At 34.6% G+C, this 21,726-nt stretch carries 28 protein-coding genes and 1 riboswitch; of the genes, 18 read left to right on the forward strand and 10 right to left on the reverse strand.

Annotation, left to right across the window (positions count from 1 at the left end; genetic code table 11):
* Positions 1 to 43 precede the first annotated feature (43 nt).
* A complete protein-coding gene (locus tag DN392_RS20755) occupies positions 44 to 304 on the forward strand; it encodes a DUF6123 family protein (protein WP_001195212.1) in 261 nt (86 codons plus the stop codon).
* A 2-nt stretch (positions 305 to 306) separates the two neighbouring features.
* On the opposite strand, the gene DN392_RS20760 is transcribed toward DN392_RS20755, so the two are convergent.
* From DN392_RS20760 to DN392_RS20770, 3 genes are all read right to left on the reverse strand, one after another.
* Positions 307 to 1,212 (reverse strand): DMT family transporter, encoded by a 906-nt coding sequence (locus DN392_RS20760; RefSeq protein ID WP_000711192.1) that lies wholly within the window; start codon positions 1,210 to 1,212, stop codon positions 307 to 309.
* A 13-nt stretch (positions 1,213 to 1,225) separates the two neighbouring features.
* Positions 1,226 to 1,612 (reverse strand): reverse transcriptase-like protein, encoded by a 387-nt coding sequence (locus DN392_RS20765; RefSeq protein WP_000573873.1) that lies wholly within the window; start codon positions 1,610 to 1,612, stop codon positions 1,226 to 1,228.
* Positions 1,613 to 1,682: 70 nt separating this feature from the next.
* Positions 1,683 to 2,555 (reverse strand): aldose 1-epimerase family protein, encoded by an 873-nt coding sequence (locus tag DN392_RS20770; RefSeq protein WP_000127433.1) that lies wholly within the window; start codon positions 2,553 to 2,555, stop codon positions 1,683 to 1,685.
* A gap of 132 nt (positions 2,556 to 2,687) precedes the next feature.
* Positions 2,688 to 2,732, forward strand: a riboswitch (PreQ1 riboswitch).
* A 6-nt stretch (positions 2,733 to 2,738) separates the two neighbouring features.
* On the opposite strand from DN392_RS20770, the gene DN392_RS20775 reads away from it, so the two are divergent.
* From DN392_RS20775 to DN392_RS20785, 3 genes are all read left to right on the forward strand, one after another.
* A complete protein-coding gene (locus DN392_RS20775; RefSeq protein ID WP_001026482.1) occupies positions 2,739 to 3,227 on the forward strand; it encodes a QueT transporter family protein in 489 nt (162 codons plus the stop codon).
* A gap of 148 nt (positions 3,228 to 3,375) precedes the next feature.
* Complete coding sequence (locus DN392_RS20780) at positions 3,376 to 4,035, forward strand: ribonuclease H family protein (protein WP_048566807.1); 660 nt, start codon at positions 3,376 to 3,378, stop codon at positions 4,033 to 4,035.
* A gap of 12 nt (positions 4,036 to 4,047) precedes the next feature.
* Entirely contained in the window at positions 4,048 to 4,224 is a 177-nt protein-coding gene (locus tag DN392_RS20785; RefSeq protein WP_000358801.1) for a zinc-finger domain-containing protein, read from the forward strand.
* A gap of 32 nt (positions 4,225 to 4,256) precedes the next feature.
* Here the strand turns inward: DN392_RS20785 and DN392_RS20790 are convergent, their stop codons facing one another.
* Together DN392_RS20790 and cspB are read right to left on the reverse strand one after the other, a co-directional pair.
* Positions 4,257 to 4,505: a DUF2564 family protein gene (locus DN392_RS20790; protein WP_000534395.1), complete on the reverse strand. Its 249-nt coding sequence runs from the start codon at positions 4,503 to 4,505 to the stop codon at positions 4,257 to 4,259.
* 119 nt (positions 4,506 to 4,624) lie between these two features.
* Complete coding sequence (cspB, locus tag DN392_RS20795; RefSeq protein WP_001161731.1) at positions 4,625 to 4,822, reverse strand: cold shock-like protein CspB; 198 nt, start codon at positions 4,820 to 4,822, stop codon at positions 4,625 to 4,627.
* 266 nt (positions 4,823 to 5,088) lie between these two features.
* On the opposite strand from cspB, the gene DN392_RS20800 reads away from it, so the two are divergent.
* From DN392_RS20800 to DN392_RS20835, 8 genes are all read left to right on the forward strand, one after another.
* Positions 5,089 to 5,817, forward strand: coding sequence for a YqcI/YcgG family protein (locus DN392_RS20800; protein ID WP_001005942.1), 729 nt, complete (start codon positions 5,089 to 5,091; stop codon positions 5,815 to 5,817).
* 138 nt (positions 5,818 to 5,955) lie between these two features.
* Complete coding sequence (locus tag DN392_RS20805; protein ID WP_000466560.1) at positions 5,956 to 6,588, forward strand: LysE family transporter; 633 nt, start codon at positions 5,956 to 5,958, stop codon at positions 6,586 to 6,588.
* Positions 6,589 to 6,607: 19 nt separating this feature from the next.
* The gene (locus DN392_RS20810; RefSeq protein ID WP_088321464.1) at positions 6,608 to 6,901 is read left to right on the forward strand and encodes a cytoplasmic protein; all 294 of its coding nucleotides are present in this window, start codon (positions 6,608 to 6,610) and stop codon (positions 6,899 to 6,901) included.
* 82 nt (positions 6,902 to 6,983) lie between these two features.
* Complete coding sequence (locus DN392_RS20815; protein ID WP_000832138.1) at positions 6,984 to 7,613, forward strand: sterol desaturase family protein; 630 nt, start codon at positions 6,984 to 6,986, stop codon at positions 7,611 to 7,613.
* A 246-nt stretch (positions 7,614 to 7,859) separates the two neighbouring features.
* Entirely contained in the window at positions 7,860 to 8,201 is a 342-nt protein-coding gene (locus DN392_RS20820; RefSeq protein ID WP_000817375.1) for a DUF485 domain-containing protein, read from the forward strand.
* Positions 8,202 to 8,203: 2 nt separating this feature from the next.
* Positions 8,204 to 9,754: a solute symporter family protein gene (locus DN392_RS20825; protein WP_001027730.1), complete on the forward strand. Its 1,551-nt coding sequence runs from the start codon at positions 8,204 to 8,206 to the stop codon at positions 9,752 to 9,754.
* Positions 9,755 to 9,934: 180 nt separating this feature from the next.
* Complete coding sequence (locus DN392_RS20830) at positions 9,935 to 11,284, forward strand: aspartate aminotransferase family protein (RefSeq protein WP_116891211.1); 1,350 nt, start codon at positions 9,935 to 9,937, stop codon at positions 11,282 to 11,284.
* Between the two features lie 56 nt (positions 11,285 to 11,340).
* Entirely contained in the window at positions 11,341 to 11,619 is a 279-nt protein-coding gene (locus DN392_RS20835) for a DUF3986 family protein (protein ID WP_048566811.1), read from the forward strand.
* A 63-nt stretch (positions 11,620 to 11,682) separates the two neighbouring features.
* On the opposite strand, the gene DN392_RS20840 is transcribed toward DN392_RS20835, so the two are convergent.
* The gene (locus tag DN392_RS20840) at positions 11,683 to 12,846 is read right to left on the reverse strand and encodes a cation:proton antiporter (protein WP_000344996.1); all 1,164 of its coding nucleotides are present in this window, start codon (positions 12,844 to 12,846) and stop codon (positions 11,683 to 11,685) included.
* A gap of 268 nt (positions 12,847 to 13,114) precedes the next feature.
* Between DN392_RS20840 and DN392_RS20845 the strand changes: the two genes are divergently transcribed.
* Together DN392_RS20845 and DN392_RS20850 are read left to right on the forward strand one after the other, a co-directional pair.
* Positions 13,115 to 13,945, forward strand: a complete 831-nt coding sequence (locus tag DN392_RS20845; protein WP_048566812.1) for a MerR family transcriptional regulator — start codon at positions 13,115 to 13,117, stop codon at positions 13,943 to 13,945.
* A gap of 144 nt (positions 13,946 to 14,089) precedes the next feature.
* Positions 14,090 to 15,445: an MATE family efflux transporter gene (locus tag DN392_RS20850; protein WP_048566923.1), complete on the forward strand. Its 1,356-nt coding sequence runs from the start codon at positions 14,090 to 14,092 to the stop codon at positions 15,443 to 15,445.
* 35 nt (positions 15,446 to 15,480) lie between these two features.
* On the opposite strand, the gene DN392_RS20855 is transcribed toward DN392_RS20850, so the two are convergent.
* Positions 15,481 to 16,146 (reverse strand): DUF421 domain-containing protein, encoded by a 666-nt coding sequence (locus DN392_RS20855; protein WP_000923941.1) that lies wholly within the window; start codon positions 16,144 to 16,146, stop codon positions 15,481 to 15,483.
* 187 nt (positions 16,147 to 16,333) lie between these two features.
* Between DN392_RS20855 and DN392_RS20860 the strand changes: the two genes are divergently transcribed.
* The 4 genes from DN392_RS20860 to DN392_RS20875 all read left to right on the forward strand — a co-directional run bounded on the left by DN392_RS20860 (position 16,334) and on the right by DN392_RS20875 (position 18,989).
* Positions 16,334 to 16,885, forward strand: a complete 552-nt coding sequence (locus tag DN392_RS20860; protein ID WP_306339637.1) for a YdcF family protein — start codon at positions 16,334 to 16,336, stop codon at positions 16,883 to 16,885.
* 148 nt (positions 16,886 to 17,033) lie between these two features.
* Positions 17,034 to 17,351, forward strand: coding sequence for a magnetosome magnetite crystal formation protein family (locus DN392_RS20865; protein ID WP_149238100.1), 318 nt, complete (start codon positions 17,034 to 17,036; stop codon positions 17,349 to 17,351).
* 231 nt (positions 17,352 to 17,582) lie between these two features.
* Positions 17,583 to 18,317, forward strand: coding sequence for an oxygen-insensitive NADPH nitroreductase (nfsA, locus tag DN392_RS20870; RefSeq protein ID WP_001002400.1), 735 nt, complete (start codon positions 17,583 to 17,585; stop codon positions 18,315 to 18,317).
* Positions 18,318 to 18,404: 87 nt separating this feature from the next.
* Positions 18,405 to 18,989 (forward strand): type 1 glutamine amidotransferase family protein, encoded by a 585-nt coding sequence (locus DN392_RS20875; RefSeq protein WP_000709443.1) that lies wholly within the window; start codon positions 18,405 to 18,407, stop codon positions 18,987 to 18,989.
* Positions 18,990 to 19,082: 93 nt separating this feature from the next.
* Here the strand turns inward: DN392_RS20875 and DN392_RS20880 are convergent, their stop codons facing one another.
* The 3 genes from DN392_RS20880 to DN392_RS20890 form a co-directional block, all read right to left on the reverse strand.
* Positions 19,083 to 19,808 carry a sulfite exporter TauE/SafE family protein gene (locus DN392_RS20880; protein ID WP_048566815.1) on the reverse strand — a complete coding sequence of 242 codons (726 nt, stop codon included), beginning with the start codon at positions 19,806 to 19,808 and terminating at the stop codon, positions 19,083 to 19,085.
* A gap of 125 nt (positions 19,809 to 19,933) precedes the next feature.
* Positions 19,934 to 21,154, reverse strand: coding sequence for an MFS transporter (locus tag DN392_RS20885; RefSeq protein ID WP_048566816.1), 1,221 nt, complete (start codon positions 21,152 to 21,154; stop codon positions 19,934 to 19,936).
* Between the two features lie 19 nt (positions 21,155 to 21,173).
* Positions 21,174 to 21,623 carry an ArsR/SmtB family transcription factor gene (locus DN392_RS20890; protein WP_000459086.1) on the reverse strand — a complete coding sequence of 150 codons (450 nt, stop codon included), beginning with the start codon at positions 21,621 to 21,623 and terminating at the stop codon, positions 21,174 to 21,176.
* Positions 21,624 to 21,726 lie beyond the last annotated feature (103 nt).

The following is a 21,726-nucleotide window of genomic DNA, read 5'->3' on the forward strand; positions in this document are numbered from 1 at the left end:
TGTATGATAGGAGATGGAGAATTTTTGAGTAGGTGGGAATATCATGCAAACAGTAGAAGATTATCTTTCATTCTTACATACGAAAGGATTTAAACTATCAGAGGAAGCACAAGGGTTTATTATGTTCGGACAAGGATATACTGGTGCATCTGATGGAATTGTGAACGCAGCAATAGAAGCGACAATTAAACATCAATTACAGTTTGATGGGAGTTATTTTGTTGCGTTATTAGAACGTTTGAAAGAAGAAGAAATTACAGATAAAAAAAGCGCTAAGGCTTTTATGCGGAAGTTACAAGCGTAACTTCACGCAGCCTGCGCTTCTTTTTTTGTTTTGGAAGGTAATTCAACAAAAACCATGCCTAGGAAAATACATAGGCATCCGATAATAGCAGAAATAGAAAGTTGTTCGTTTGCAACGAGAACGCCTGTTAATGCAGCAAAAACGGGCTCCATTGCGAAAATAATTGCTACTCTCGTTGGAGACGTATGTTTTTGTGCCGATGTTTGAATGAAAAAAGCAATGGATGTCGCGAATAGGGAAGTTAGAAATAGAGCAAATAAAAAGGAAGAATTCGTCCATAGTGCTACTGAAAATAATTTTTCCCAATCTTCAAACAAAAAGGCGCAAATAGAAGAAAACATACCGACAGCTAATACTTGCGACGTGCTTAACAATAATGGTGATATTTTCTTAGAGAAGAAGCCGTTAACAAGAATATGAGCGGCGAAAGCAACTGCACAACCGAGAACGAGTATATCTCCAATGTTCAATTGAAAAGAATCACCGGCCGTTAATAAGTATAAACCAGCCGTTGCTACAGCAATGCCCATTACGATAAAAATGGTAGCTCTTTGTTTTAAAAAGATAAAAGACAAAATGGGTACCATAACGATACTAAGCCCTGTTAAGAAACCAGCTTTTGAAGAAGTTGTATAAAGTAAGCCGAATGTTTGTAATACATAGCCAACGCATAAAAAAAATCCAACGATTAATCCAGCGAGACTACTCTGTTGTATATCTTGTTTTGAAGATTTTTTTGAGAAAATCATTTGAACGAATAATAAAATAATTCCAGCGAATAAAAAGCGAATACCATTAAAAGTAAATGGACCAACGAAAGACATAGCATTTTGAACGACAACAAATGTAGCTCCCCAAATAAAAGAGACAAATAATAAAGCAAGAGGAGCAACCCAATCTTTTTTCACACTCATACCCCCGTTAATTTTGTAAGATAGCTTTTCTAGCTAATTCATCAGCAACTTTATTTTGACTACTTGGAATCCACTTAATAAAAAAGAGATCGAAACTTTTTATGTACTGTAATGCTTCTTCTAATAGTGGTGCAAACATTTTATTTTTTGCGTATTCTTTTTCGACAGCTCGCTCGACAAGTTGCGAATCTGTACGAAAAGAGACAATGTTATAATTATGCTCCGTGCAATATTTTAATGCCGCAAGTAAGGCGTGGTATTCTGCTTCATGATTGGACATTGTCCCAAGGGGCAATGATAATTGTACAGCTGGTTGCACCCCTTTAATAAACACTCCAGCGCCAGAAGGACCAGGATTTCCTTTTGATGCACCATCAATATATACTTCAATCAAAATGAGAAACCTCCAAATTATAAGATGATCCCCTACTTATATGTTTCTTTGAAGTAGGGGATAGAGTACTTTAGCCGATTGTAATACTATAACGACATGTAAATGTTTCATTCGCTTGTAAAGATTGAATTCCTTTTTTTTCCTTGAAATCTTTTGCCGGATTTACTTCATCAGCAATACCGTACCAAGGTTCAATACATAAGAAAGGTGCGTTTTCGCCTGGTGTCCATACGCCAACAAATGGGAAGCCATCAAATTCTACTTTTACAAATTTATTATGTTTATGAGAACGAATAGAGATTTCATCCGTATTCATATTTTCAAAAATAAGCGCATCATTTTTGAATAAATCGTATGTAAGTGGTAATTCATTCGTATTTTCAGCGATTAATTGTTTTTTACTTGAAAGGTAAGGTCCTTCTAATACGCTTGTTTCTAAGCGTTCAGAACCATTAAATGATAAATGATAATCTGTAAATGATTCGCCCTCTAATAAGGGGAAGTTGAAACCAGGATGTGCTCCGATTGAGAAGAACATCTCTTTTGAAGTAGGGTTATTTACTTCATATGTTACATGAACGATTTGTCCGTCTAGCTCATAAGAAACGAGTAATTCGAATTCGTATGGGTATTTTTTTAATGTTTCTTCATTACTAGTTACAATATAAGTGATTTTCGTTTCACTTTGTTCTTGTACAGAGAATGTAAGATCACGAGCAAAGCCGTGTTGTGTTAAAGAATATGGTTTACCATCTACGTAGTATGTATTATCTACTAATCGGCCGACAATTGGGAATAAAATTGGTGCGCGGCGCCCCCAATAAGAAGAATCGCCTTGCCATAAGTATTCAGTGTTATCTTCTTTTAAGCGAACGCTTTGTAATTCTGCACCTTTGTCAGAAATGGAAACGACCACTTTTTCATTTTGAATTGTTGCTGTCATGAAGTGAAACCTCCTAAAACTTTCATATGTTTTATTATACGTTGTCTAAAAGAAAAAAGGTAGTTAAGGATAGGAATCTATTGACGAGAGAGTGTGTATTGCGTAGAATATATTCTTGTTGCTTAAAAAACGAATAACGTGGTTCGAAACCATCCCACGTAAAAAAACTAAGGAGATTTTGTCATGAATATAAGAACATTAGTCGGTAATGGTATTTTAGCGGCATTATATATTGCTGTTTCTATGCTTATTCAGCCATTTGGCTTTACGAGTGTACAGTTTCGTATTTCAGAGATGTTTAATCATCTTGTTGTATTTAATAAAAAAGCAATTTACGGAATTGTATTAGGTGTATTTTTAACAAATCTCTTTTTCTCACCTATGATCGCTTACGATTTAGTATTTGGAGTAGGGCAATCTATACTTGCATTAGTTGCAACGATTATTTCTATGCGATTTATTAAAGGTGTTTGGGCTCGTATGATTTTTAATACAGTTATTTTTACAATTACAATGTTTATGATTGCAATTGAGCTTCATCTTGCATTTGATTTACCATTTATGTTGACTTGGTTAACATGTGCCATCGGTGAATTTGTTGTCATGGCAATTGGTATGCCTGTAATGTACTGGATTAATAAACGAGTACAATTTGAAAGATTTATGCAATAGATGAAAGAGCTATTCCTATAGGGATAGCTCTTTTTGTATGTAATCATATTGAATATAATGCTGTGACTCTTGATACAATATAATAAAATAAAGTGAGGCTTTCATTAGCTGACTACATATAAGAAGTCTTATATAAGGGGAATCTAGTATGAAATATAAAATTCATTGGTTGTATAAAACAAAGAGCGGATTGCAGACGGAATTAACGACAGATTATATGAACATAGAAGATGTATTGCAATTTGCAGAGGATTTCGAGAAAACAGGAAGAGTGAAAGAACTATCATTTTATGATGAAATGGATGCAGAATGGTCATTAAAGGAAATGAAAAAGCTGAGTAAACAAGTGGAGGAAGAGCTCCAAGAAATACTCGTTTATTTTGATGGCGGTTATGATGTACAGACGAAAGAAGCTGGAGTAGGTATATGTGTATACTATAAAAAAGGAAATACAAAATACCGAATTCGCCGTAATGCATATATAGAAGGTATATATGATAATAATGAAGCGGAATATGCATCATTACTATATGGCATGAATATACTCGAGGAATTTGGAATTAAGTATGAAGCAGTTACACTTCGCGGCGATTCTCAAGTTGTACTGCAGCAATTGGCTGGAGAATGGCCTTGTTATGATGAGCATTTAAATCATTACTTAGATCAAATTGAACAAAAAGCGAAGCAAATGAAATTAAAACTTGTATGTGAGCCGATATCTAGAAAACAAAATAAAGAAGCGCATCAATTAGCTACGCAAGCATTAGAAGGAACAGTCATTGATAGTCATAAAGAAATAACCGAATAGAGAGGTGCAAAGGTGGATAAAAAGCAACTCATTACAGAGGTAAATGACTTATTAGAAACGTATTGTGAAGGATGTTTCTTGCGAGAACATAATCGAAAGACAAATAGTAAGTATTACGCTCATTCATTTTGTATACGACAATGTACAGTTGGAGAAACATTGAAAAAGTATGGGGAACAGTTATCATGAAAAACATCCAGAGAAAATTCTCTGGATGTTTTTTAGTGTCTTGCTTCATTTAATTGATGCTCGCATTTACTTAATTTCTTTTCCTCATTCATTAAAAATGGTTCATCTAAATCTGTCGCAACAGATTTCATAATTTCAAGCTGAGAGCGAGCGGCTTCTACAGCAGTAGTCGCATGCTCTAATGTATCTGGATCCATTGAAATTGTCGCTGACCCTACCATTTTTTGTGCTGTTTCTACACGGAATTTCACTTCTTCAAAATCATTTACTTCTGATCCCATTATTACTTCCTCCTTTGTATATTGCGCATTTCACATAGTTTTTGCTCTGTAAAACGGAAATATACAAAGGAATAACAAAGGAGGTTACCAAGTAAGGTAACCTCCTGTTATATGTTGGATTAAAGTTTTACTACGTTAGCAGCTTGAGGTCCGCGGTTTCCTTCAGTGATATCGAAAGATACTTCTTGACCTTCTTCTAAAGCTTTGTAGCCGTCACCTTGAATAGCAGAGAAATGTACGAATACATCGTCAGCGCCTTCCATTTCGATAAATCCAAAACCTTTTTCGTTGTTAAACCATTTTACTTTTCCTTGCATGTTACAATTCCTCCTAAAAACATTTGCTTTTTTCATTTAGTGAAATTCATTTGAAAGATAATATAAACTAAAAATGCTATAATCTTGAATATTCTGCTAAATGATTAATTTAAATATACACGAATTGGTAGAAATTAGTCAAGTAAGCGATTTTATTTTTTTGTATTTTTAAATAATTTTTCAGCCGAATTTTTAAATAGGTATAGGACAGGCCGAGTATGTAATATTCTTAATTGAATGCTATACATAATGAGGTGAAAGAAAGAATGAATGAGTCTTATTTATTAGATAATGAAGGAATGAGAACGAGAACTGACATACCAAATTGGGTTGCAAAAGAATTTCAAAATTTTTCGAGTGTCGTGCTAGAACCAACTTTCCCATGTTATTTCGGCTTAACAGCTTTGAAAAAGAATGAACTTCGTTATTCGTTTCTCTCTCATAATGATTGGAGTCATTTGCCACATACAATGTTATCTTTTTTAGAGTTAATGAAAGAGCGCCCAATTGTAAGAAGAGGATTCTTTCTTTTTGTGGAACCGGAATGTGAGGAACAATCACTGGAATATTATCGTGATTACTTTTGGAAAGTACTACAATATTTACATGAAAACGATGACCAAACATGGCCGAAGCAAATTCCTGAAGACCCAGACCATTACTTATGGGAATTTTCATTTGGTGGTGAACCGATATTCGCATTTGGAAATGCGCCAGCTTATAAACAACGAAAAACTAGGCATTTAGGAAATTCTCTCGTTATTGGATTTCAACCGCGTACCATCTTTGATGGATTAGAAGGGGATCGCCCTAAAGGAGCATATTCAAGACAAACGGTCCGAGATCGAGTTGAAAAGTGGGATCAGCTGCCGAAACACCCTAACATTAGTCATTATGGTGATCCAGATCATCGCGAATGGAAACAATACTTCATAGGAGACGATGTAGAGCCGATAAAAGGAAAATGTCCTTTTCTTCATAAGTTAGAAAAGTAAGAGCCATCATCCAGATGGCTCTTTTGCATATTTTGGATAAAAAAGGGTATTTTAGTAGTAAATATTTTGATGAAAGCTAGTCTATTTTTAATCATTACATCATTACTTAATAGTAAAGGAAGTAGAAAGGATAGAGCGATGTTTGGAGCGATTATACAACAAATTGTATTAGGTATTTCATTAGCTGCGCCAGTAGGTCCGATTAATATTGAAATGTTAAAACGAGGAATTGAACGAGGTTTTTGGCATGCATGGGTTGTTGGAATTGGTGGAATGACTGCAGATATTTTGTTTATGCTTCTCATTTATTTCGGTTTATCTTCTGTGTTTATGTATACATATGTACAAGCTTTTATGTATTGCACAGGGTTTTTCTTATTATTTTATTTAGGATTTCAAAGTGTAAAACAAGGAATTTCCCACTCGAATATGGAATATAAAAAGGAAGAGGTAGGTGGCCTTAAACAATCGTTTATGGCAGGTTTTTTAATTGCGATATCCAATCCATTAAATCTTGTTTTTTGGTTTGGTATATACGGAAGTACACTTAGCTCATTGCTTACGAAGGTAACGAAACAAGAAGCCTTTTTATACAGTCTTTGTATTATCGTTGGCATTATTTTATGGAATTTAAATATTGCTTTTTCTGTCCATTTTGGCAGAACTTTATTAAAGCAAAAAGCACTTGGCTATATAACAGCCGGAGCCGGTATTATTTTAGTAGGATATTCTATCCATTTTGCATACAAAGCTTTACAGTTGTTCACATAAGATTGAAGGGGAGATTTTTATGTATCGAACCACTATTGACGGAAAAGAAATTATTATTACGTTAGCACCCAAAATCCGAAAAGAAATTACTGATAGGAATCCACTATATGAAGCGGTATTTCATAATGCAGCAAGATTACTGCAAACAAAGCAACCAACGTTTGCAGTGAATCATGAAATATTTGGGCTCATTATTGGAGAGGTACAAAGAGGAGAAGTAACAGTGTTTGCGGTGGAACATATTATTCCAAAGCAAAATATATTTGGATTGAACAATTTTTTCTCGACAATAGAGCAGCAGGCAAATTTGTAAAGTGAATAGAATAAAATAAAAAATAAAAGAAATAGTCGTAACGATATGTTGCGGCTGTTTTTTTGGAAAAGGGGGAAGGAAGATGAAGAGAGTGGGGAAAGAGTTCTTTTTACAACATGATATCGTTATTATGTATAGTATTTTATTTATTTTCATCATTATTTTAAAAATGCAATTTTTCACATGGATCGGTATGTTCGCGTGTTTGTTTGGGATTGTTTTTTATACGCTTAACGAATATATGACACATCGGTTTTTATTCCATTTAAAGCCACCTAAAAACGTATTTTTATTAAAAATGTTAAGAAGATTACATTATGATCATCATGTATATCCAGATGATTTAAAACTATTGTTTTTGCCTGTATGGTTTAGTATACCTAGCTTTACTATATATTTACTTATAGCATATGGTATAACAAAAAGTGCTACTATTACACTTTCATTCGGAATTGGAATGATTATCATGCTTCTCGTTTATGAATGGAAACATTATATTGCACATAAGCCGATTCGTCCGTTCACTAAGTTTGGAAGATGGCTAAAAAAACAGCACATATTACACCATTATAAAAATGAAAAGTTTTGGTTTGGTGTTTCAAATCCAGTATTCGATTTCATATTTGGAACGCTTAAAGATGGGAAAGACGTTGAATTAAGCGAAACAGCTCGTAATTTAGAAAAAGAGAAAAAGACAGAAGTAGTGCGATAAGCACTACTTTTTTATTCTGTTTTAATAGGCATCAAATCTTGACTGGTATGAGATTGAAGTACGTAAATTTTATGTTGAAAAAGTATATTAAAAACTTAGGAGAAATTGCCGAAAAATGTCTATCGAAAAATCTTTGCAGGAATGTATGGATTGTCTAAAATGGAAATAAGTTTCTGAATATTTATAAAATTTAGTCTTTAGGTATACAAGGGGGAATTGTATTTTCAGTAAGAGAGGGGAATGGGAATGAAAAGAGATGATACGTCAGCACGTAAGTTACAAAATGAAGTGAATTATACAGAGGTTGTTCAGTCAGAAGAATTTCAATTGCTATTAAATACGAAAAAGAAGTTTATCGTTCCGATGAGTATTTTCTTTTTAAGCTTCTTTATTGCATTACCTATTTTAACATCGTATTCAAAGGTGCTCAATACACCAGCATTTGGGGATGTTACGTGGGCATGGGTGTTTGCATTTGCGCAATTTATAATGACGTGGTCATTATGTATGATTTATAGCAAAAAAGCAGAATCCTTTGATGAAATCTCACAAAAAATTCTACAAGATATGCAAAAAGGGAGGGGCTGACTTTGAATATAACCGCTTTTGCATTATTTTTAATCATCGTTCTTGGTACACTCGTCATAACTTATTTTGCGTCGAAGAAAACGAAAAATGCGAGTGAGTTTTATACAGCTGGAGGAGGATTAACTGGTTGGCAAAATGGTCTAGCCATTGCGGGAGATTACATGTCTGCTGCGTCATTTCTTGGTATAGCCGGAGCGATCGCATTAACTGGATTTGATGGATTCTTTTATAGTATCGGCTTTTTAGTTGCTTATTTAGTTGTTCTATACCTTGTTGCAGAACCGCTTAGAAATTTAGGGAAGTACACGTTAGCGGATATGATTGCGGCACGTTTTGATGCGAAAAAAGTTCGCGGCGTTGCAGCGCTTAATACGATGACGATTTCAATTTTTTATATGATTGCACAATTAGTTGGGGCTGGTGCACTTATTAAATTATTATTAGGGATCGAATATACGACATCCGTTTTAATCGTTGGTACATTAATGACAGTGTACGTTATTTTTGGCGGAATGACTGCGACGAGCTGGGTACAAATTGTTAAGGCTGTATTACTTATGGCAGGTACATTTATTATTTCTGTTATCGTTTTCTCAAAATTTAATTTTAGTGTGACTGAAATGTTCGCTCAAATGAAAACAGCTACGCCATTAAAAGATTCATTTTTAAATCCAGGGGTAAAGTATAAGGATGGTCTTGATACACTGTCTTTAAATTTAGGACTAGTTCTTGGTACTGCCGGATTACCACATATTCTTGTTCGCTTTTTTACAGTACGTGATGCAAAAACGGCACGGCAATCTGTTGTGTACGCTACGTGGTTAATTGGCGCATTTTATATTATGACAATCTTCTTAGGATTTGGGGCAGCAGCATTTGTAGGAAATGAGGCAATTATGAAAGCAAACCCTGCTGGTAATATGGCAGCGCCTTTATTAGCTAAAGCGTTAGGTGGAGATTTCTTATTTGCTTTCGTATCAGCAATTGCCTTTGCAACTATTTTAGCTGTAGTGGCAGGCCTTGTATTAACAGCAGCATCAGCATTTGCACATGATTTTTATAATGAAATTATTCGCAAGGGGAAATCAACGGAAAAAGAGCAAGTGTCAATGGCTCGCTATGCGTCTATTGGGGTAGCGGTATTATCCATTATACTAGCGTTATTTGCTCAAACATTGAACGTAGCATTTTTAGTTTCATTAGCATTTGCAGTTGCAGCGAGTGCAAATCTACCAGTTATATTATTCACAATATATTGGAAGCGCTTCAATACAACAGGTGCTATTTCGGGTATGGTCGTTGGTCTTGTATCAGCAATTGTTCTCGTAGCATTAAGTCCAAATGTTTGGAACCCTGTAGCTGGAAAAGCTATATTTGTTGGGGAAGCGATTTTCCCATATACGACACCTGGAATTATTTCAATTCCGCTTGGATTCCTTGCAGCATATTTAGGAACCGTGTTATCGAGTAAGAAAGAAGATGCTGCGAAATTTGATGAGATTCTTGTAAAATCTAATACAGGTCATGGTGTTAGTGATGCGTCGTCACATTAAAAAGAGAAGGGCTTTTCGATATATAAGAAAAGCTCTTTTTTTCTTGTAAATATTACTGTATTGTAAGTAGGATTTTGTCTTAATTTTGTGGAATGAAAATAAGCAGGGAGAAAATTAAATCATCATGGCACCAGCACAGCTTTTGTGAAAAATAAGTTGTTATGGAAGGTGGAAGAAATGATGAAAACGAAACAGACTGATGAATTATTAGCAAAAGATGAGCAATATGTTTGGCACGGAATGCGTCCCTTTAGTCCAAATAGTACAATGGTAGGGGCAAAAGCAGAAGGGTGCTGGGTTGAAGATATACAAGGAAAACGATATTTAGATGGTATGAGTGGTCTTTGGTGTGTGAATAGTGGATATGGCAGAAAAGAGCTCGCAGAGGCGGCTTATAAGCAATTACAAACATTATCATACTTTCCGATGTCACAATCGCATGAACCGGCTATAAAGCTTGCTGAAAAATTAAATGAGTGGCTTGGAGAAGAGTATGTTATTTTCTTCTCTAATAGTGGTTCGGAAGCGAACGAAACGGCTTTTAAAATAGCAAGGCAATACTATGCTCAAAAAGGTGAACCGCATCGTTATAAATTTATGTCGCGTTACCGCGGGTATCATGGAAATACAATGGCAACGATGGCAGCGACGGGACAAGCACAGCGTAGATATCAATATGAGCCATTTGCTTCAGGATTTTTACATGTAACGCCGCCAGATTGTTATCGTATGCCTGGAATAGAAAGAGAGAACATTTATGATGTAGAATGTGTAAAAGAAGTAGATCGCGTTATGACATGGGAATTAAGTGAAACGATTGCAGCTTTTATTATGGAACCAATTATTACGGGCGGAGGCATTTTAATGCCGCCACAAGACTATATGAAAGCTATTCATGAAACGTGTCAAAAACACGGTGCACTTCTCATTAGCGATGAAGTGATTTGCGGTTTCGGACGTACAGGAAAAGCATTTGGATTTATGAATTATGACGTTCAGCCAGATATTATTACGATGGCAAAAGGGATTACGAGTGCATATTTACCGTTATCAGCGACAGCTGTGAAAAAAGAAATATATGAAGCATTTAAAGGGAAGGGAGAATATGAATTCTTCCGTCATATTAATACATTTGGTGGAAATCCAGCGGCTTGTGCATTAGCACTTAAAAACTTAGAGATTATGGAAAATGAAAATTTAATTGAGCGATCTGCACAAATGGGTTCGTTTTTATTAGAGCAATTAAAAGAAGAAATTGGAGAACATCCACTTGTTGGGAATATTAGAGGGAAAGGTTTACTAGTTGGAATCGAACTAGTAAATGATAAAGAGACGAAAGAGCCAATTGATAACGACAAAATTGCAAGTGTTGTAAATGCTTGTAAAGAAAAAGGTTTAATTATTGGACGAAACGGCATGACAACAGCAGGATATAATAACGTCTTAACATTAGCACCACCGCTTGTTATTTCAAGTGAAGAAATTGCTTTTGTTGTTGGAACGTTGAAGACAGCGATGGAACGCATTTAATGAATGAAGCGAGCTGTATATTACAGCTCGCTTTTGTTTAGTAGGAGGTTTTTTTTATGAAGAAATATGAGCCTAGTCAACATTATCACATCGGGTATTATGAAGATGGATACGATTTAGAAGTGACGGCGTACAAAAGAATAAATGAGCCAGTTTGGGATGCTTATATTCCGCACTATGAGGCAGACGACTTTTATAAAAAAGTGGAGGAAATGAAACTAGGTGAATATATAGATGAATACGGCATTATGGTGTATTCATTTAGTAATGATATTGATGATGACGAAGCGCGAATTATTTTTGAAAACTGGTTAAAAAAGAATGGAATTGTTTAAAGATAAAATGAAAAAAGAGATTACTATCTTATAAGATAGTAATCTCTTTTTATTGTAGAAAGCTTATTTACTTGCTTTCACTGCTTTATCTTTTGCACCAAAAGTGTATTTTAACATTGGTGGTGTAATCATTGTAGTTAAAATAACGACAATAACGATAGCTGTAAAGTAATCTTGTGCTAATAGACCTGAAGAAAGTCCTGTTCCTGCGATGATAAGTGCAACTTCACCACGAGAAACCATTCCAGCACCGATAATGGCAGAAGACTTAGCGTCAAATCCAGTCATACGTGCACCCAATCCACAACCGATTAATTTCGTTAATACAGCGATTACTGTTAATGCTAGGATGAACCAAATTTGATTACCAATACCGTCAAATGTAATATTCATACCGATACTTACGAAGAACACTGGAACGAACATAGCGTAAGCGATTGGTTCTACTTTCTTTTCTACTTCATGCTTGTAGTTCGTTTGAGAAATAGCGATACCAGCTGCGAAAGCACCGATAATACCAGCAATTCCTAATAATTCGCCGAAATATGCGAATGAGAAACAGATGATAAGAGCCGCACTGACGATAGACTCAGATACGCGCAGTGGTGATAACCAGCGCATGATTGCAGGAACACCTTTCCATCCGATTAAAATAATAGAAGCGAAGAATACAACTTTCTTCAAGATAACCATTGTTAAGTTAACATCGTCTGTACCTAAGAAGCTCATTGCAAATGCTAATAAAATAACAACAAGAATGTCATCAAATACAGCCGCGCCCAGCATAGTTGTACTTTCACGTGTTTTCATCTTTCCTAAATCACGAAGCGTTTGTACGGAAATACTAACACTTGTCGCACATAGAAGTAATCCTAAAAATACAGCATTTCCTTGTTCCATTCCCATAACAAGACCAGAAACGTAACCACCTACGAATGGAAGAAGGATACCTCCAAGTGCAACTGCTAAAGAAGAATTACGATTTGCGTTTAATTCCTCTAAGTCTGTTTCAAGACCAGCCATAAACATTAAAAGAATAACACCGACATTACTTAATTGTGTTAGAAGCTCTGAATTTTCAATCCAACCTAATATAGCTGGACCGATAACGATACCGACAATTAATTTACCTAGTACAGAAGGTTGACCTAGTCTAACACTAAGATCACCAGCAAGCTTTGTACTTAATAAAATAAGTGCAATTTGAAAGAAAAATTCGAAATCCATCGGATTCTCTCCTCATCATTTTTATTTTTATCATACGATTTCTCGGAATTTGCCTAATGAAAATATGTAAAACCCATTAAACAAAGGGTCTGATTACAAGTTCTTTTGAACTTGTAATTTGAACCTGTAATTAATATATAATAAAATGTATGAAAAATCAATGAAAAAATAGCAGATTTTCATGATAGGATTCGATTTAGGTATGGAGGGAATCACTATATAATAAGAAGAAATAAGGATACATTTTTTATGAATTGGAGAAGGGTATATGTTATTAAATAAACGTTTTACAATTGGAGAAATGGCAAAAATGCAAAATATAGCGGAATCTACTTTACGCTATTATGATGAAAAGGGGATTTTTCATCCGTCCATTGTGGACCCGAAAACAAATTATCGCTATTATACAATCGATCAATTTTCACTATTAGATACGATTAAATTTTTACGCCAATTAAATATTCCATTAAAGGAAATTAAGAAATATATTGATGAAAGAAATCCAGCATACGCACTCAATTTACTGGAAAAACAACAAGAAATGATGTTGAAAAAACAAAGAGAAATTGAGTATGCTTTGGCGAAAATGGAACATAGAATTCATTTAATTAAGGAAGCAACAAAAGCAAAAGCTGAACAAATGGTAATTAAAGAGATCCCGCAGCGAAACATTACAGCAATTGCGGTTGCCCCGAATACGACGGATGATATGTTTGAGTACTATATTCATTCGTTGCAAAAAAATATGAAGCAAATGGATGATAGCTTATTTTCTGGAGATATCGGTGTAACGGTGGCAAAAAAAGGATTAATGCAAAATGAGTTTCAAGCATATAGCAGTGTTTTTATTCTTTTGGATTACATGCCTTTTCAAATACATAGTTCAGATGAAATTAAAGAAGGCATATTTGCCTGTGTATATCACCATGGCCCATATGAAGAAACGGATGAAACATATAAGAAGTTAATGAAATATATTGATCAAGAAGGGTACGAAGTAAGTGGAGATGCGATTGAGATTGCATTAATTGATTGGTCTGTCACAGACAATCCAGAGGAACAAGTAACAGAAATTCAAATTCCTATAATGAAAAAATAAAGCAATAAGATATAGGACCCGTATCATTACAAATTGGCATCAAACACAATAATTCAGTTACCTATTTTTTAATTCTCTATTGACCTTCAAGTAACTTAAAGGTTTAAACTATGAACAGAGCATTGAAAAAGGAGCATTTATATGATGGAAACAACAGAAAAGTTAAGAGAAAAACCGATAAAAAGTTTATTTATTTCATATTTAATACCAGCTGTTCTTGGAATGGTATTAATGTCAGTTAATATTGTGATTGATGCGGTTATGATTAGTCGGGGAGTTGGAGCAAATGGATTAGCGGGAGTAAACGTGGCTATTCCAGCCTTTTCAATTTTCTTCTCTATTTCATTATGGATTGGAATGGGCGGGGCAACGTTATACTCCATTGCACTAGGTGAAAATAAAGTAGAAAGAGCAAGGTCTATTTTTACGCAATCCATGACGGTAGCAGTAATTATCGTAGGTGTTTTAGCTGCGATTTGTTTATGGAGAATAGAAGATTTAGCATACTTATTCGGTGCAAACGAAGTGATTTTACCGTATGCGTTAGACTATTTACACGTATTATTAATGTTTGGAATGATATACGTGTTAGAAAATATTTTAAGTACATTTATACGAAATGATGGAAATCCTAATTTAGCAATGGCAGGTCTAGTTGTAACGGCTGTATTAAATATAGTGTTTGACTATATCTTTATATTCATCTTTGGATGGGGCGTAACAGGTGCTGCTTCAGCGACTATTCTTTCGGCAGCGATTGGTTTCCTTGTATTATTATCTCATTTCTTTAGGAAAAGTAGTATTTTAAAATGGACGAAATTCCATTTTGAGTGGGATACAGTTAAACAAATTATGATAATCGGTTTCCCGAGCTTTACAGCAGAAAGTACAGTAGCGATTGTAACGATTGGTTTTAATATTGCATTCGTTCAATATGCAGGAGAAGTTGGAGTCGCTTCTTATGCGATGGTGAATAGTATTCATGCGATGACATTACTACTATTCTTCGGTGTTGGAGCAGCATTACAACCGATCGCTAGTTTCCATTACGGCGCAAATTTATCAGAGAGATTGCGCGAAGGATTAAAGTTCGCTGTAAAAATTGCGGTAGTACTCGGTGGTATTGCAATAATTGTCGGATTATTCTTCGGGAAATATATTATTGGTCTATTTGATGTCCAATCTCCAGAGTTATTGGAGTTAACATTAACGGGTATTAGCTTGTTCTTTATCCAATATGTATTTTTAGGCTATAATATTGTGTATGGAGAGTACTTCCAATCCGTGCGACAAACGACAAAATCAGTACTTATTATAATGAGCCGAGGGTTATTATTTATTATTCCATTATTATGGATTATGCCAAAATTATTTGGGATAAATGGAATTTGGCTCGTTATGCCAGTAGCTGAAGTATTGACAGCGATTATTGTATTTACGATGAATCGTATGAAACATCCTGTTCCATTAAATATGGCGGGAGAGAAAGAAGCGATATAATGAAGAAAATCCCCTTGAGTAAGTAAGGGGATTTTTTACTCTTTTAAACTAATCGCAAAAGATCCATCTGTTTCTTGAACAGACGCGAAAGCAACGCTTTTAATATTAGTGATGCCCTTTTCTTTTAATTCTTTATATAACCACTTTTCGTCCTTATGAATTAACTTTAAGTTATCGTATTGAATTTGCGAATCAACGATAAGGGCAATTGGTAATCCAGCATACGTAACATCTATGTTCAAATCTTTTGGAGTTAATGGTACAAGTTCACGCTTTGGTAAAATGCTAATGGCTCCGTTCGCTTCTAAAATAGCATATTCAATTTCGTGAACACTTGGATATCCTGCGACGCGAAGGTTAGACAGTAGTTCAGCGATTGGATATCTACTTTTTTGTAAGTTTTCAAAAATAATATCACCATGTTTAATTAAAATGATAGGGTGCCCGAGAATAAAACGATTTAGTTTGTTTAGTAAGCTTAATTTTGTAAGAAGCAAATGCAAACATGTAATAACGACCATACCGAGAAAAGCTTGCAAAGCACCAGAGACAGGTATGGCCTGAAAAGCTAAATAAGATAAAAAGATAATAGCACCAAAATCATGAGGAGTTAGTTGTGCCAAAGCAGATTTACCGAGCATCTTAAGTGAAAGTAAAAATAAGATGAAAAAGAATGATACGTTACATAAAAAGAGAAGCAATAAGGACACTCCTTCGTACAAAGTTGTACTTACTGTTCCCGAAAGGAATATAAATATTACTTTCCAGAGGATAAATTAGGGTGAATTGAAATTTGTCTGTGTACAAACGAATAAACGGATATTATGATGAAAGAAGTAAAGAACATAGGAGTATACGGATATGAAAAAGAAGAAAATAATTACGTATATGATAGCAATTATAATGGTTTGCGCCGTTTATGTGGGATTTTTACAATATAACATTTATAAGGATGGGCATATGAAAGCAATTGACGATGCTGATTATATCATTGTACTAGGCTCGAAAGTAAATGGGACGAAACCATCTTATTCATTGCAATATCGTATTGATAAAGCAGCTGAGTATTTACAATCACATGAAAAAACAATTGCGATTGTATCTGGAGGGAAAGGCAAAGGGGAAGATATTTCAGAAGCATTAGCAATGAAAAATGGATTAATGAAACTAAAAATTGCAGAAGACCGCATAATAATGGAAGATAAGTCAACGAGTACAGATGAGAATATTAAATTCTCAAAACCGTTAATTCCAGACAATATGAAAAAAGGAATGATCGTAACAAACGATTTCCATATGTTTAGAGCGAAAAAAATAGCAGCAAAACAAGGTTTACAATTAGAAGGTCTTCCGGCCGAAACACCGAAGCGAATTGTCATTCCATCGAATATACGAGAGTATTTAGCTATTACGCAATATTGGTTTATGAATCGAATATAGAAAAAGTAATCCCATCTGGAAGTCCAGTCGGGATTATTTTTGATGAAAATCTTACAAATATGTCATGTTCATGAAAGGTAAAGCGATAGTTTCTGGAAGCGATTCCTGACATAATGAAGATAACAAAAACTATTTAGAGGTGAATCGGATGAAAGGAAATAATATATTATCTTCACTATGTTACTTTAGTATCTTTTTTGCACCATTTTTACTGCCAATTATCGTGTACTTCGTTGCGGAGGATGAAGTGAAATACCACGCGAAAAAAGCATTTTGGTCACATATTTTCCCGTATGCGATTTTATTTGGTGGATTAGCAGTATCCGGCATATATGGCTTAAGCTCCAATCAATCTGATGGTGCTGGAATTGGAATAATGATCACATATGCGGTGTTCATTCTTGTAGGGATTTATTACTTCATTTGGAATATCGTAAAAGGTATTAAAGTTTTGAAAACAGCGTAATAAGATAAGAAATAATTTGGTGTGAGTTTGTCGTTATTTGTCGGTAAGTCGATATATTCGAAAAATCGTTGATATAATTAAATTATCGTTAATATAATTTCATTTACCGTATTGATAGACGTTTTAGAAAGAGCAATTCAAAAAGAATTGCTCTTTTTGTGCTTATAAGTTGTGAATATTGAAAAAGATATGTTAATTTTTCATTATGAAGAGAAAAAAGGAGTGTTTTTCATGAATGAGATCATACATAAAATGGAGCAACACGTTTCAGTTCGTAAATATAAAGAAGAATCAATTCCGAAAGATGTAGTAGAAAGAATGGTACAAGCTGCGCAGCATGCCGCTTCCTCACATTTTGTACAGGCGTATTCTGTTATATATGTAACAGATCAAGACCTAAAGGCTAAACTAGCAGAGTTATCCGGAAATCGTCACGTGAAAGACTGCGCAGCATTCTTTGTTTGTTGTGCAGATTTAAAACGACTTGAAATAGCGTGTGAACAGCATAGTACAGAGATAAAACATGAAGGAGTAGAAGACTTTATCGTTGCAACGGTAGATGCTTCACTTTTCGCGCAAAACTTAGCGTTAGCAGCAGAGTCGTTAGGATATGGTATTTGTTATATTGGTGGTATTCGTAATAATCCGAGAGAAGTGAGTGAATTGCTTCATTTACCGGATAAAGTATATCCTGTATTCGGAATGACGGTTGGCGTACCAGATGAAAATCATGGAGTGAAACCGCGTTTACCAGTAGCAGCAATTCTTCATGAAAATGGGTATGATGAAAAGAAATATGATGAATTATTAAACGAATACGATGAAACGATGAGCTCGTATTACAAAGAAAGATCAGCAAACAAGAAAAACGTAACATGGACGGAATCAATGAGTTCGTTTATGGCTAAAGAAAAAAGAATGCATATGAAAGAGTTTTTAAGTGAAAAAGGATTTAATAAGAAATGAGTAAAAAGGCAGACTTGCATGCAGGTCTGCCTTTTTTTGGAGGAGAAATAGGATTGTCTTCGAATAAGTATAGGGGGAGGCGATAATATGAAAAAAGCTTTAATCTTTTTATTTGATGGATTTGCAGAATTTGAAGTGAATATAGCGAGTTTATTTTTGATCAGTAAGCAATTCGAAATAATAACAGCAACAGTAGATGGAAAAACAGTTACAGGAGAAGGTGGTTTCTTATGTCAACCACATGTCTCTATCGAGCATATTGAAGTAGCAGACTATGAAGTGTTTATTGTGCCAGGGGGACATATTTTTGACCATTTAGAAAATGAACAATTGTTATCTACCGTGAACGAATTACATAAGCAGAACAAATGGATAGCGGGTATTTGTGCAGGAACATCTTTACTACATGCAGCAGGAGTGCTTAATAAGAAGAAATTCTCAACATCATTAACACCAGATGAAAAACAGTTAGTTCATTTACATGAATGGGAATATAAACAAAATAAAGATGTAACTGTTGATGGGAAAATCATAACAGCAGTAGGATCTGCGTACGTTGAATTTGCTGCTGAAATAATGAAACAGCTCAATTTATTTAATGAAGCTGAAGCGAAGGAGAACTTGCAATACTTTAAAAATGTAACAGCGGTTTGTAATGAAACGTTAGTTTAAGTGAAGATAAAAAGCGGCATAATAGCCGCTTTTTATCGTTTAAGTCTATATGTTTTTGTACAATATAAAGCATCTTTTATCTTGAAAACGTACTTATAATAAATGCAAACTTTCAATAAGAAGATACATACCTGTACAACTCAAAAGGATGTACGTAAATATTTTAAAAATCCGTTGATTAAGCCATTTGAAAATAATTTGACCTATATACAAACCTAGAAATACGATTGGAATAGCATAAAAACTTGATTCCCAAATCGTTTTGTTTGTGCCAGTAAAGAGTATTTGAGTTAGTAGACTAATGAAATATATAAACAGATAAAAAGCCAATGTAGTTGCTCGTAACTTCTCCTTTTTCGTATCAGTTCCTGTAAAATAAAGTAACAGGGGAGGACCTGGCATACCGATACTTGTCGTTAATAGCCCAGATAATCCGCCAACTATGAAATCTCTAGATTGTGTTGATTTAATCTTAACGTTGCATAATAGCATCAACGTTAATAGTAAGAGTAGGATGCTAATTGCTAATTTAAATGTGTTGATGTTAATAGAAGTGAAAATAAAAATACCAAAAGGAACACCAACTATACTTCCGAAAATTAATCTTTTCAGTAGAATAAAATCAATGTCCATTCTTATTTTCCAGATGAGTGATATGGAAATAATTAATGATAAAATGATATTTATTTGTATAGCTTCTTGTGGTAGAAATAACATGAGTAAGAAAGGTGTTGCCATAATAGAAAACCCAAAACCTGTACTCGTTTGTAAAATAGAAGCTACTAATATAATACATATGAAAATGAAAATAATCTCCAAAATAGCCCTCCTACATTATCAGATCCAATACATATTTTAACATAAAGTGAAACTTTAATCAGTGAGGGCTTACTGTCCTTTAAAACGGGAAAAAAGCGGCATTATAGCCGCTTTTTATGTTGCATTCAATATTCCAATGATGACCCTGTAGCTCTAAAATATTTTTCTCGTGAAGGGGTCATTACCCGGATTGCTAATAAACAGGAAAGGAAAAGAATGAGTAATGAGCTACTGATTACAGTGATTTGGACGGAAAGAAATTGTGCGGATGCCCCAATTGCTAAAATGAAAAAGATTTGGATGAAATTTTTTATTGAGTCAAACACGCTATCGATACGTCCTATCATATGTACAGGGATGTTATTTTGATAAAATGTGATAAAGCCAGTACCAGCAAATGATGAAGAAATGCCAAGTAAAATGAAACCGCCTGCTGCGACTATAAATGAATTTGAAAAGGCGAAAATTACATAGCCTATTGCTGTGAAAATCATACCGAATCCGATACAATGTTGAATCGGTAATCGTTTAGCAAAGAGAGAAACAAGAAATGAACCGAAAATATATGCAGCACCAGTTATACTAACAAGCATGCTATATTCCATGTCGGATAAAAACAGTACTTGATTTGTGAATACAACTTCTTGTGAATCGAGCGCCATAGAAACAAGCATAGTGGCTTGAAATAAAACGAATATGAGAATGATGTAAGTTTCCGTTCGAGCAAATGAAAAAACTTGTTTCCAATCACTTCGTAATGTTTGTACGAAAGTATTTGCAACTTCTTCGTTTTGCTTTGTTTGTAACGTAATGTTTGGCAAGAAATAAATGAGAATAGTAGAAAGTAGAAAGGAAAGTGAGTTGCAGTAAATAACAAAGGATGCTGAGTACGTGGTGAGAAGTATTCCAGCAAGGGCTGGACCGATAATAAAAGCCCCGCTTGTACAAAAGTTATTCCAAGCGTTGAATTGAGCGCGTTCTTCAGCTCGTATGAGCATTGTTCTATAAGAAAATGATGCTGGATCGAAAAATGATGTAGCAATACGAGTCAAAAAGATAAAAATATAAATGGCCCAAATAGAATCAAATAGCGGAATACAGCCAATAAGAGCTGCTCGAATGATATCTGTGATGAGCATAATGGAACGTTTGTTTAATCGATCTACTATACTACCAGACCATATTTTTGTAACAACGGTCGCAATTGGACCTACAATCCATAATCCTGCTACAGCAGCAGGTTGGTTTGTGCTATGTAACACCATTACGTTTAGGGCGATGAGATACATAAAATCACCTAAACGAGAAATTCCTGTTCCCGACAATAATAATAATTTATTTTTCATGAGCAGTTGGACCTTTCTTTCATTGTTTTTTTATCCTGCAGGAAATAGCGTATTCCTCTTCGGAGTTTGATTGACGAGCGGTTTTGTTTTCCCAGCGTAATAAAACTTGTGTAACTTCCCAAGTAAGCTGTTGTAATTCCTCTGGAGTTAAAAATAAATGAGATACAATATGACTACCTGTATTCGTTCCTTCTGTGCCGCTTTCTTCAATATAGAAATGAGCAGCTTTTGCTTTATAATATTTTTCAATAATTCCCCGTTTTTCTTTCGTGTCTACTAATTCAAGTAACCCTCCATCATATAAAATTTGAACGTGATAATGTACGCTACCAGCAGATTTATTTAGTTTAGTAGCTACTTGTTTTGCAGTGAGTGCTTCGTCTTTTAAAAGGTGAAGAATTTGAATGCGAGTTGCGTTGGAAATGAGCTTCTGCTGCTCAGCTGAAATAGTAAGTCTATCGTCAAACATTATGACATCTCCTTTCTTATAATCTAAATTTATTGTACATTCTAAAAAATTAGAACGTAAGGAAAATAAATCGCCTTTTTCCTTTATATTTCGACATAAATAA

Source organism: Bacillus sp. BB51/4, from assembly GCF_008368845.1.
In the GTDB taxonomy this organism is placed as follows: Bacteria; Bacillota; Bacilli; order Bacillales; family Bacillaceae_G; genus Bacillus_A; species Bacillus_A wiedmannii.